We start from the raw sequence: 11,594 nt of genomic DNA, 5'->3' as shown, positions 1-11,594 counted from the left end.
AATGACGTTCGTTCTGATTTAACTACTAATAAAGATGGCAAAATTTCTGTTTCTGATTTACGTCCAGGAGACTATCAATTCGTTGAAACGAAGGCTCCTACTCATTACGACTTAAATCAAACTCCTATCAACTTTACTGTTGAAAAGAGTCAAACCGCTACTGCTTCTGTTACCGCTAAGAATAGCTTAACGAAGGGCGCTGTGGAATTAACGAAAGTTGATGACATCGACGGTGTTACTCTTGAAGGCGCAGTATTTAAAATCGTTGATATGAACGGCAATGACGTTCGTTCTGATTTAACTACTAATAAAGATGGCAAAATTTCTGTTTCTGATTTACGTCCAGGAGACTATCAGTTTATTGAAACGAAAGCTCCTACTGGATACGATTTAAACGCTAAGCCAATTCCTTTCACTATTACGAAAGGACAATCTCATGTTACTTCTGTGACTGCTTTAAATAGTTTAACAACAGGTTCAATGGAGTTAACGAAAGTTGATATGGATCACAATGGAACACTTGAAGGTGCCATTTTCAATATTTTAAATCAAGATGGAAAAGTAGTACGAGAAGGTTTAAAAACAGATGGGCATGGTAAATTAATCGTAAATGATTTGAAACCTGGTAATTATCAATTAGTGGAAACAAAGGCTCCTACAGGCTATCAATTAGATGCATCACCAATAAGCTTTACAATTGAAAAAGCGCAAGCTACACCACTACAAATTACAGTTTCAAATAAAAAAATCGATTCTTCATCAGGTGGAGAGGAGAAACCAGTTACTCCTCCTAATAAAGAAGAGGAAACAGGAAAAGAAACTTCTGAAGAACTAGAGAAAGGAAATCCTGAAGCACACGGTAAAGGAACTTCCGAAGAACTAGAAAAAGGTAACCCTGAAACACAAATAAACAAACAGCAAGATGACCGAAATACGGGTAAAGAACTTCCAAATACAGGTCACAAAAAAGATCCTACTCAAACAGTAGGTATCGTACTTCTACTAGCTGGATTGTTAAGTATTTTAGCTACAAAACGAAAAAAATATTATTAATAGTTTTTCACACCCCATCAAGTGAATATTTGATGGGGTGTTTTTTTATACAAAAAAGGACGATACATAGAGTATCGTCCTTTTAACGGGGTGAGGCTGTCCAAAAGTACGGAAAACCTTTGAACAGCCTCGTATTTTCATATGGATGCCTTACATATATCACTGATGATAATTATGAAATGCGGAAACATACTTATCATCACATGATTCAAACACGAGAAAAGAAACCCTACAGTGAATTCTTTTCTCTACATAATCTAAAGTTTGGGTACACTAGATTCATGCAATGTAGGAGCTTTCCAAGCAGAAAGCGAACCTTCATTTAAAATGATAGCATACATATCTCCGTCAAAAATATGTAAATATGCATATAACTTTTTTATTTCTCAATGTCAGAATATTGAAAAACTATAAAGGTAAAGGTAAAATGAAGTCGTTATCCGTCTTCTTTTGTCAGTCAGAGAGAATAGAAGAATAGGAGAGGAAGAAATGAAAAAATCTTTGAAACAAAAAATAGTAAGCTCTTTGCTTGCTGTATCACTCGCTGTTAGCTTAGCCCCGATTGGACAAGCCAAAGCTGATTCCACGTCAGAAATCACACAGACTTCATCTATTACAAAACAAGTTGATGCAAGCCGTGCTATCGAACACATCCGTTTCTTATCCGAAACAATTGGTCCTCGCCCCGGTGGAACAAAATCAGAGGAATGGGCTTCCCGCTACGTTGGTATGCAGCTTAAATCAATGGGCTATGAAGTAGAATATCAACCATTCCAAGTGCCGGATCAATACGTTGGATTTATTGAATCACCATTATCCACAAAACGTAATTGGCAAGCTGGTGCTGCCCCTAACACACTAATTTCTACAGAGGCTGTTACAGCCCCTCTTATCTTTGTTCAAGGTGGGACAAAATTAGAGGATATCCCAAATGAAGTAAACGGAAAAATCGTTCTATTCGAAAGAGGAACAACAGTTGCAGACTATAATAAACAAGTTGAAAATGCTGTTAGCAAAGGAGCAAAAGGTGTTCTTTTATACAGCTTAATTGGTGGACGTGGAAATTACGGACAAACTTTCAATCCCCGCCTAACGAAAAAACAGTCTATCCCTGTCTTTGGTCTTGCTTATGCACAAGGAAATGCATTTAAAGAAGAAATCGCTAAAAAAGGGACAACAATTCTTTCCCTAAAAGCAAGACATGAATCTAATTTAACGTCATTAAACGTCATTGCTAAAAAGAAACCAAAAAATAGTACAGGTAATGAAAAAGCTGTCGTTGTAAGTTCACACTATGATAGTGTCGTTGGAGCACCTGGAGCAAATGACAATGCTTCTGGTACAGGGTTAGTATTAGAGTTAGCACGCGCTTTTCAAAATGTAGAAACTGATAAAGAAATTCGTTTTATTGCTTTCGGTTCTGAAGAGACTGGCTTACTTGGCTCTGATCATTACGTTAATAGTCTATCCCAAAAAGAACGTGACCGGATTTTAGGTGTCTTTAACGCAGACATGGTTGCAACAAATTACGATAAGGCGAAGAATTTATATGCTATGACGCCTAACGGTTCTCCAAACCTTGTAACAGACGCGGCCTTACAAGCAGGTAAACAATTAAATAATGACCTCGTTCTTCAAGGGAAATTTGGCTCTAGTGATCACGTGCCATTTGCTGAAGTTGGGATTCCGGCCGCCCTATTCATCTGGATGGGTGTCGATAGTTGGAATCCATTAATCTATCATATTGAGAAGGTATACCATACACCTCAAGATAACGTATTGGAGAATATTTCACCTGAACGTATGAAAATGGCATTAGAAGTTATCGGAACTGGTGTTTATAACACTCTTCAAAAACCTGTTGCTCAAACCGAACAGAAAGCTGCTTAATCATTTAAAAGACCACTGATTTTTATCAGTGGTCTTTATTGAGAAAAAATACATATGCATAAAAGCATATTTTCTCCTACTCATTATCGTATACAATATTAACTGTAACAAAAATGATTACAACTAATAAGGAGGTTTTTCTACTATGAAAAAAATGATTTTAGCCGGTGCGTTAACTTTAGCAGGAATTACTGGTGCTACCGCTTTTATTGCTGAAACGAAAGTTGCTGCCGCAACTCAAGAACAGAGCTTTACGAAATTTTATTCTTTGCAAACTGGAGGTAGTTCTGAGCAAGAACCTATTTTCCTTCAAAAGGGACAAGAGCTAACAATTCAACCTAACAGCAAAACTCCTAGTTACAGTGTTTATGACTCAAATCATAATCTTATTGGACGTTATTCTGATGGATACGGACGAATTTTCACTGCAAAAATAGATGGGAATATGTACGTTCAATTTCATGCACCTTACGTTTACTATAGTCCTGTTAGCTTTTCGGTTACGTATACAATCCGATAAAATAAAGGGCCTTTCTCATGGTCCTTTATTTTGTTTCCCAATTCACTTTTACAAAACCATCTTTTACTTTTAATCCACTTATATTCAATACATATTTTTCATTTGCTTTCAACGTCAATTTAAAAGTACCTTTTTTCGATTTACAGATCTCTTTTAACTCTCTTATACCTTCTCCTTGCCTTTCATACAAGCTAAAGCACAAATTTCCACGTTTTGCATCCGTCTCATAAAAAAATGTTACTTCTGTATCTTTTGCATACTCAAGTTCAATATCTTTCCCAGCAATATCCCATGATGAGAATTTTGCCTCGTAACTTGTCTCTCCTTGCTTCTCATTTTCTAAATATATATCTCCTGCTCTCCACGCATCATCTAACGTCTGTGCAAAAGTAAAGCCACTAAGTAATACAAACATCGTACTTGCCAATATCGCAACTAATGTTACCTTCTGCTTTTTAACAAAATTCATCTTATATTCTCCTTCAACTTTCCTTTTACTTCTTCTTACCATATATAATAAAAACCCGATAAAGAATGGCAATATAACCGCTAAAACACTCCATCCTTTACTCATTTGATGTGCTTTAGCATCTGTATATACCCATGATGCAACACATATTAAAAGTGCTATAAAAGCTAAAAACATTGTCACTCCAGCTACTTCAAATATTACAAACGGATTAGCGAACTCTATCATGTAATTTATACTCCTTCTTTAAAAATGACTGTATGACAACATATATTGGAATGTATACGTGCATCATAATCACAATTGCTATCAACATAGGAATTTTATGATCCAAATGAATGACAAATTGTTCTATAACAACTGTTAATAAAACAATCCAAATGGCGTGAATATAAATCACCCATCTCTTCTCTAACTTCTGAGCCTTTCGCACGCCCTGCTTCGTGTTATCTATCAGCTCTTCGCTTGGAGTTATCTCTTCTGCTAAGCTACTCTTTATCTTCTGTTCAAATTTATCTTCCTTCATAAACGAACCCCTCCAAATGTTCTCGCATTTGCTTTTTCGCATAATTAAGGCGGTATTTCACTGTACCAATCGGTATATTTAATATTTCACTCATTTCCTTATAAGAATATTGTTCATAATAGTAGAGTACGAGCACAGTTTTATACTTTTCATTCAATAACTGTATAACTTCCCGTATCATTTCTGCTTCCACTTTTTGAATAAATTCTTCTGATATATTCACTTCATCCGAGAAGTCTATTTCTCCACCATCTTCTTTATGAAACAAATCCAACATTCGATCTTTCCATCTTTTTTTCTTACGATAAAAATCATAAAACGTACGAACACAAATTGTAGTAATCCACTTTTTATGATTCTCCACGTAAGAAAGTTGGTGCCGCGATGAAAAAACTTTTATCCACGTCTCTTGAAAAATATCTTCCGCGTCTTCTTTCGTCTTCGCTAACTTATAGCATAAGGAATATATTTGCTGCTTATATATATCAATCAATTCTTCTACCTTTTCTTCCATCATAAACCTCCTGTCATTTATATAAGACGACGCAAATTTTCCTTTTGTTTGATAAAATTTTATTTTTTTATTATCTCCATACAAAAAGGCAATCACAACATCGTGTGATTGCCTTTTACTGAAAGCGAAAAATCGGCTCCGCTTTTCTCTATGTCTAGCTCTGCCTCCTAGCCCCTTCCATCTAAGAACCTTCCCCACGAGAAGATAAAATGCATCTTCTGTGGGAAAGAACCTTAGCCTTCGGGACTAAACAGTCGGCTCCGCTTTTCTTCATTGTCCAGCTTCAGCGGCTAGAATACTCGGTGGCTTCGCGCCTTCTTCCGAGGCAAAGTACGCCTCTCTGTCAGGAACTCCATCCCCCTCCTATTCTGAACGAGCCGCTTCCGCTTTTCTTCATTACATTTTTTCCGGTGCAGATACTCCTACGATTGCTAATGCGTTTTGAAGTGTAGTGCGTACAGCTTTCATTAACTCGTAGCGAGCTTTACTTAATTCTAAGTTATCTTGGTTTAATACTTTTTCTGCATTGTAGAAGCTGTGTAATGCTGCTGCTAATTCAAATGCATAGTTTGTAATACGGTGTGGTAGACGTTTTTGTGCTGCATCCGCAACTACTGCTGGGAATTCACCAAGTTTTTTCAGTAACTCTACTTCTTTCTCAGAAGTAACAAGTTTGTAGTTCACGTCTCCGCCTGTAGCTAATCCTAATTCTTCACCTTGACGAAGGATACTGCATACGCGAGCGTGAGCGTATTGTGCGTAGTATACTGGGTTTTCATTAGATTTTGATACAGCTAAGTCCATATCGAAGTCTAAATGAGAATCACCGCTACGCATTGCGAAGAAGTAACGCATTGCGTCCACGCCTACTTCTTCCATAAGCTCACGAAGTGTAACTGCTTTACCTGTACGTTTACTCATCTTCATTTTCTCACCATTTTGATACAGTTGTACCATTTGGATGATTTCTACTTCTAGTGTTTCTTTATCGTAACCTAGCGCTTGAATAGCAGCTTTCATACGTGGAATGTAACCGTGGTGGTCAGCACCCCAAATGTTGATTAACTTATCGAAACCACGCTCTAATTTATCACGGTGATACGCGATATCTGGTGTTAAGTACGTGTAAGAACCGTCATTTTTAATTAATACACGGTTTTTATCATCACCGTAAGTCATTGAGCGGAACCAAGTTGCACCATCTTCTTCAAAAATCTCATCGCGCTCTTTTAATACAGCAAGAGCTTGATCGATTTTTCCGTTTTTGTATAATGATGTTTCTGAGAACCATACATCAAATTTAACACGGAAACTTTCTAAGTCTTTTTGAAGTTTTGCTAACTCATATTTTAAACCGTACTCACGGTAGAATTCATAACTTTCTTTTTCATCAGCTTTCGCATAACGATCGCCAAACTCTTCAGCTAAACGCTTACCGATTGCAATGATGTCCGCACCATGGTATCCGTCTTCTGGCATTTCTTTCTCTAAGCCTAAAGCTTGCATGTAACGAGCTTCAACAGAAAGAGCTAAGTTATGGATTTGGTTACCAGCATCATTAATGTAGTACTCACGAGATACATCATATCCTGCTTTTGCTAATAAGTTACATAACGTGTCACCTACTGCTGCACCACGTGCATGTCCTAAGTGAAGGTCACCTGTTGGATTCGCAGATACGAACTCAACTTGTACTTTTTCACCTTTACCAGTATTCGTTTCACCGTAAGCTTCACCAGCATTAACGATCGTTGGGATTAAGTCTGTTAAGTAGCTATTATCCATGTAGAAGTTAATGAAACCAGGACCTGCGATTTCAATCTTTTCAATAGAAGCTTTTGCTTTATCGAAGTTTGCAACTAATTCTTCTGCGATCATACGAGGTGCTTTTTTCGCAACGCGTGCAAGTTGCATTGCCATATTTGTAGAGAAATCACCATTTGTCTTATCTTTTGGAGATTCTAATACCACATTTGGAATCTGTTCTTCTGTCGCTAATTCTGCCTTTAATACAGCAGCTTGAATTTCTTCTTTAATTAATCCTTTTACTTGTTCTAAAGAATTCATTATTTTGCCTCCTTCAAATTAATCGTAATTGTATATCTGCCAGCTTCTTGTTCACTTAGAAGCAATGCGTACGTTAAGAAGAGTTGTCCTTTTTTCTTTTCATCCGACCATTTAAAAAGAACGTTATCAGTCTTTGTTTGCAATGCAAACGTACCAAGTTCACTCGTGTACGTACCAGTTGTCCATTCACCTTTCACATGCGTTTGACGCATAGAAACAGCACCTGAACGCATAATGAGAACTTGTTCATCTTGAATTTTAATAATTGTTTTCACTTCGCCTTGTTCGTTCGGCTCTTGGAATGTTACGTATGTACCTTGACCTTTTACATAGTATTGACCATTTGCTTCAAAAGCAACGGTTTCCTTCCTCGCCCCTTCACGGATTTCTGTTACGAAATGAACGTGTACCGGCAAGCCTGCAAGTTGTTTCTCCACGTCTTGCACACCTTTCAACTGTTATAGATATTAAATACTACTTATAATAAATCACTTTTCCTATCATATCAAAAAAAACCTCTGTCTGTCTGCTGAAAAATCAGGAAAACTCCATTTCAAAACATAATTCACTTTCTTTATTTCATATGATAAAATATTTTTTAAATCTAAATATTCTTTCATTTAAAGAGGTGAATGAAGTGCTACCAACAAAATTGAAAAAAGGTGATGAAATTAGAGTAATATCACCATCTTGTAGTTTAAGTATTGTCTCAACTGAAAACAGGAAGCTTGCTGTAAAAAGGTTAACCGACATGGGCTTTCACGTTACATTCTCAACATATGCTGATGAAATAGACAAATTTGCTTCCTCTTCTATTTCTTCACGCGTTCAAGACCTTCACGAAGCATTTAGAGACCCGAATGTAAAAGCCATTTTAACGACAATTGGCGGATACAACTCTAACGGTTTATTGAAACACCTCAATTATAATTTAATTCGAGAAAATCCGAAATTTTTCTGTGGCTATTCGGATATTACTGCACTAAATAATGCAATTTACACTAAAACAGGACTCGTTACATATTCAGGACCCCATTTCTCTTCATTTGGAATGGAGAAAGGGCTCGAGTATACAACAGATTACTTTGTAAAATGCGTAACTTCTAATGAGCCGATTGAAGTCCTACCATCTGAAACATGGAGTGATGATTCTTGGTACATTGATCAGGAAAATCGAGAGTTTATTAAGAATGAAGGATATGTTTCAATTCACGAGGGCGAAGCAACTGGAGAGATTATTGGTGGTAATATGAGCACATTGAACTTATTGCAAGGTACACCATATATGCCAAACTTAAAGGATAAAATTTTATTTCTTGAAGAGGATAGTTTAACTGGGAGAGCTACCCTTAAAACTTTTGATCGATATTTACATTCTCTTATGCAGCAGCAAGATTTTGAACATGTAAAAGGCATCGTTATAGGAAAGATGCAAAAAGGTGCAGAATGTACGATAGAAGACATGCAAGAAATGATTGCTTCAAAGCCTGAGCTTGCACATATCCCTATCATTGCAAACGCAAGTTTCGGTCATACAACCCCGATTTTCACTTTCCCAATTGGCGGACGTGTAAAAATCATTTCTAACAAAGAAAAAACATCTATTACTATTTTAACGCACTAAAAAAGGAGCGAATGAGTCGCTCCTTTTATCGTTTTTCTATTTTTTCCAACGCTTTTTGCGGAATTGATTCTTTCGGGATTTCAGCCCATCCTTTTCCTTGCATACCTTTTGCATAAATTTTTATAAAAGCACCCGTATGCAATTCACGGTTCATCATTCTTTTAATAACCTGTAACTTTCCGTCTTCTGTATACCCTTTAAAAGTATACAAGTATTCTCCGTCTTTTTTCTCACCTTTATCTACTACCGCATAATAATCTTGTATTTCTTTATTTGAAAAGAAGTTGTCTACAAAAGCATGTACACCTTCTGTTTTTGTGTTCAAATAATACGCTGTTCCACCTAGAATAATGGCGAATACAGCTAAAACTTTAATTACCAATTTCATACATGAACCTCCTGTTTGCACTTCTTTTTCCCTAGTCATATATCTATACTTTTATTATACGAAAAATGGCATACTATACTCTATCTAAAAGTCTTACACTTTCCTTACATTATTGTAAGGCATTTTCACCTTATAGCCATTTCCCAATAAAAAATTTTTCCGTTTCATGAACTTTTATATTATTATTGAATGATACGAATTTTTATTACAAAAATCAAAGGAGACAGTTTTCAAATGGCTATCTTGCAAGGTTTAGCACTATTACTTGTTGTACTTTGTCTATTTACACTTTTCAGTTACCGTGCGCCTTACGGAATGAAGGCGATGGGTGCTTTAGCTAATGCAGCAATCGCAAGTTTTCTTATTGAAGCATTTCATCGTTATATAGGTGGAGAAATGTTTCATAATGACTTTTTACAATCAGTAGGAGAAGCTTCCGGTAGTATGAGCGGTGTCGCAGCAGCGATTTTAGTCGCATTAGCAATCGGTGTTTCCCCCGTATATGCTGTTTTAATCGGTATCGCTACTAGTGGATTCGGTATTTTACCAGGATTTTTCGCTGGATACGTTTGTGCTTTTGTCGTGAAATTTCTCGAAAAGAAATTACCGGCTGGTGTAGAGTTTTTAGCAATTTTATTTATCGCTGCACCAATCTCACGCGGAATGGCAATGCTTATGGATCCGCTCGTTAACGCAACACTTGGTAAAATCGGTTCTATGATTTCAGTTGCAACTACAGAAAACCCTATTATCATGGGTATTATGCTTGGTGGATTAATAACAGTTATTTCTACCTCTCCACTGAGTTCTATGGCACTCACTGCAATGCTTGTATTAACAGGTTTACCAATGGCAATTGGTAGTCTTGCCGTAGCAGCCTCAGCCCCAATGAACTTTATTTTCTTTAAACGACTAAAGATTTGTTCAAAGAAAGATACAATTGCTGTAGCAATCGAACCTTTAACACAAGCCGATGTTGTTTCAGCAAATCCGATTCCAATTTATGCGACAAACTTCGTTGGCGGTGCACTTGCTGGTATTATTACATCTCTGTTCCAGCTCGTTAATAATGCACCAGGAACAGCATCACCAATCCCAGGACTTCTTGTTTTATTCGGATTTAATGACGTTGTAAAAGTAACAATTGCTGCTATATTATGTGGAATCGTTACCACGATTGTTGGATACATCGGATCAATCGTGTTCCGTAAATATCCAATTCGCTCTGCTGATGACATTCGCGGCATTACTTCGGAAGAGAAGGTTGCATAAGAAAAAGAGCTATTCCCGTTGTTTGGGAATAGCTCTTTTTCATGTTACGTAATGGTAAATGAAATTATATCGACGATTTTTCAAATATATCGATCACAACTCAAAATATATCAACGATTTTTTCATTATATCGACGATTCGACAAGACATATCGACTTACCGACACATAACGACAAAATAAGAGCCCCTAATCATATAGAGGGCTCTTACTTTATCCAGCTACAGCGGATTCCGCTTTTATTTCACCCAACCGAGCAGCATTTCCCGCACGAATTTGCTTGCTGCGACTGGTGTTTGATCACTATGGTCGTAGACAGGAGCTACTTCTACTAAGTCTGCTCCAACTACATTTATATTTGAATTTGCAATTGCTACGATGGAATCTAATAATTCTTTAGATGTGATACCACCAGCTTCTAACGTTCCTGTTCCTGGAGCGTGAGCTGGGTCTAATACATCAATGTCGATTGTGACATAGACTGGGCGTCCTGCAAGTTTCGGTAATACTTCTTTTAACGGTTCTAATACGTCAAATTTATATAAGTTCATACCTACTTCTTTTGCCCATTCAAATTCTTCCTTCATTCCAGAACGAATTCCGAAAGAATATACGTTTTCCGGACCAATTAAATCACACACTTTACGAATTGGTGTAGAGTGGGATAAAGGCTCCCCTTCATACAATTCACGTAAATCAGTATGAGCATCCATATGGATGATTGCTAAATCCGGATATTTTTTTGCCATTGCCTTAAAAATTGGCCAAGACACTAAGTGCTCACCGCCGAGACCTAGTGGAAACTTATCGGCATCTAAAAGTTTTGATACATATTCTTCAATCATGTCTAAGCTGCGTTGTGCATTTCCGAATGGTAATGGGATATCACCCGCATCAAAATATTTTACCTCTTCTAGTTCACGATCTAAATACGGACTATATTCTTCAAGACCGATTGATACTTCACGAATACGTGCAGGGCCAAAACGAGATCCCGGACGGTAACTTACTGTCCAATCCATAGGCATCCCATAAATAACTACCTTCGACTCTTCAAAACTTGGATGACTTTTAATAAATACTTTACCTGAATAAGCTTCATCAAAACGCATATTCTTTTCCTCCTTATGTGGAACTTAAGGTATCCCAACCTTTCATTATTTCTCAAATTTGGAGCGAGTTGCTCCTCTTTCTCGATTTACCGGGTCTTCTGTTTCATAAAAAGAAGACAATTTTCTTTACAGAAGTGTAAATAGCTAGCATGTTCAAGTCT

Annotated in this window: 12 protein-coding genes; 5 read left to right on the top strand and 7 right to left on the bottom strand. The window is 37.0% G+C overall.

Going from position 1 to position 11,594, the window contains the following annotated elements:
- The 3 genes from PDQ68_RS17935 to PDQ68_RS17925 form a co-directional block, all read left to right on the top strand.
- On the top strand, positions 1–1,053 hold a 1,053-nt coding region (locus PDQ68_RS17935), incomplete at its 5' end, for an MSCRAMM family protein (protein WP_270786902.1).
- A gap of 489 nt (positions 1,054–1,542) precedes the next feature.
- Complete coding sequence (locus PDQ68_RS17930) at positions 1,543–2,943, top strand: M28 family metallopeptidase (protein WP_061184171.1); 1,401 nt, start codon at positions 1,543–1,545, stop codon at positions 2,941–2,943.
- 145 nt (positions 2,944–3,088) lie between these two features.
- Positions 3,089–3,463 carry a hypothetical protein gene (locus tag PDQ68_RS17925; protein WP_061184170.1) on the top strand — a complete coding sequence of 125 codons (375 nt, stop codon included), beginning with the start codon at positions 3,089–3,091 and terminating at the stop codon, positions 3,461–3,463.
- Between the two features lie 25 nt (positions 3,464–3,488).
- On the opposite strand, the gene PDQ68_RS17920 is transcribed toward PDQ68_RS17925, so the two are convergent.
- The 5 genes from PDQ68_RS17920 to PDQ68_RS17900 form a co-directional block, all read right to left on the bottom strand.
- Positions 3,489–4,160 (bottom strand): hypothetical protein, encoded by a 672-nt coding sequence (locus PDQ68_RS17920; RefSeq protein ID WP_061184169.1) that lies wholly within the window; start codon positions 4,158–4,160, stop codon positions 3,489–3,491.
- The gene (locus PDQ68_RS17915; RefSeq protein WP_049111413.1) at positions 4,144–4,458 is read right to left on the bottom strand and encodes a hypothetical protein; all 315 of its coding nucleotides are present in this window, start codon (positions 4,456–4,458) and stop codon (positions 4,144–4,146) included. The genes PDQ68_RS17920 and PDQ68_RS17915 overlap by 17 nt, the downstream gene beginning before the upstream one ends.
- On the bottom strand, positions 4,445–4,972 hold the full coding sequence (locus PDQ68_RS17910) for an RNA polymerase sigma factor (protein WP_016719021.1): 528 nt from the start codon (positions 4,970–4,972) through the stop codon (positions 4,445–4,447). Before PDQ68_RS17910 ends, PDQ68_RS17915 begins: the two co-directional genes overlap by 14 nt.
- Before the next feature lie 396 nt (positions 4,973–5,368).
- The gene (gene argS / locus PDQ68_RS17905; protein WP_016719022.1) at positions 5,369–7,039 is read right to left on the bottom strand and encodes an arginine--tRNA ligase; all 1,671 of its coding nucleotides are present in this window, start codon (positions 7,037–7,039) and stop codon (positions 5,369–5,371) included.
- Complete coding sequence (locus PDQ68_RS17900) at positions 7,039–7,476, bottom strand: YwiB family protein (RefSeq protein WP_000414867.1); 438 nt, start codon at positions 7,474–7,476, stop codon at positions 7,039–7,041. Before PDQ68_RS17900 ends, argS begins: the two co-directional genes overlap by 1 nt.
- 200 nt (positions 7,477–7,676) lie before the next feature.
- Here PDQ68_RS17900 and PDQ68_RS17895 point away from each other — a divergent pair, with 200 nt between their 5' ends.
- A complete protein-coding gene (locus tag PDQ68_RS17895; protein WP_061184167.1) occupies positions 7,677–8,663 on the top strand; it encodes a S66 family peptidase in 987 nt (328 codons plus the stop codon).
- Between the two features lie 25 nt (positions 8,664–8,688).
- Here the strand turns inward: PDQ68_RS17895 and PDQ68_RS17890 are convergent, their stop codons facing one another.
- Positions 8,689–9,051 (bottom strand): YxeA family protein, encoded by a 363-nt coding sequence (locus tag PDQ68_RS17890; RefSeq protein WP_000779929.1) that lies wholly within the window; start codon positions 9,049–9,051, stop codon positions 8,689–8,691.
- 234 nt (positions 9,052–9,285) lie between these two features.
- Between PDQ68_RS17890 and PDQ68_RS17885 the strand changes: the two genes are divergently transcribed.
- Positions 9,286–10,323 carry a PTS sugar transporter subunit IIC gene (locus PDQ68_RS17885; protein ID WP_016719025.1) on the top strand — a complete coding sequence of 346 codons (1,038 nt, stop codon included), beginning with the start codon at positions 9,286–9,288 and terminating at the stop codon, positions 10,321–10,323.
- Positions 10,324–10,560: 237 nt separating this feature from the next.
- Here the strand turns inward: PDQ68_RS17885 and speB are convergent, their stop codons facing one another.
- Positions 10,561–11,433, bottom strand: coding sequence for an agmatinase (gene speB / locus PDQ68_RS17880; RefSeq protein WP_061184166.1), 873 nt, complete (start codon positions 11,431–11,433; stop codon positions 10,561–10,563).
- Positions 11,434–11,594 lie beyond the last annotated feature (161 nt).

The organism is Bacillus cereus group sp. Bc010, assembly GCF_027716745.1.
GTDB classification, from domain to species: domain Bacteria; phylum Bacillota; class Bacilli; order Bacillales; family Bacillaceae_G; genus Bacillus_A; species Bacillus_A pacificus.
Note: the sequence above shows the minus strand (reverse complement) of the source record. Positions and strands in the feature narration are given on the sequence as shown.

Excerpts from the sequence above, each read along its gene's own strand:
- PDQ68_RS17930 (WP_061184171.1), top strand. The coding sequence starts at position 1,543 with ATGAAAAAATCTTTGAAACAAAAAATAGTAAGCTCTTTGCTTGCTGTA.
- PDQ68_RS17925 (WP_061184170.1), top strand. The coding sequence starts at position 3,089 with ATGAAAAAAATGATTTTAGCCGGTGCGTTAACTTTAGCAGGAATTACT.
- PDQ68_RS17920 (WP_061184169.1), bottom strand. The coding sequence starts at position 4,160 with ATGATAGAGTTCGCTAATCCGTTTGTAATATTTGAAGTAGCTGGAGTG.
- PDQ68_RS17915 (WP_049111413.1), bottom strand. The coding sequence starts at position 4,458 with ATGAAGGAAGATAAATTTGAACAGAAGATAAAGAGTAGCTTAGCAGAA.
- PDQ68_RS17910 (WP_016719021.1), bottom strand. The coding sequence starts at position 4,972 with ATGGAAGAAAAGGTAGAAGAATTGATTGATATATATAAGCAGCAAATA.
- argS (WP_016719022.1), bottom strand. The coding sequence starts at position 7,039 with ATGAATTCTTTAGAACAAGTAAAAGGATTAATTAAAGAAGAAATTCAA.
- PDQ68_RS17890 (WP_000779929.1), bottom strand. The coding sequence starts at position 9,051 with ATGAAATTGGTAATTAAAGTTTTAGCTGTATTCGCCATTATTCTAGGT.
- PDQ68_RS17885 (WP_016719025.1), top strand. The coding sequence starts at position 9,286 with ATGGCTATCTTGCAAGGTTTAGCACTATTACTTGTTGTACTTTGTCTA.
- speB (WP_061184166.1), bottom strand. The coding sequence starts at position 11,433 with ATGCGTTTTGATGAAGCTTATTCAGGTAAAGTATTTATTAAAAGTCAT.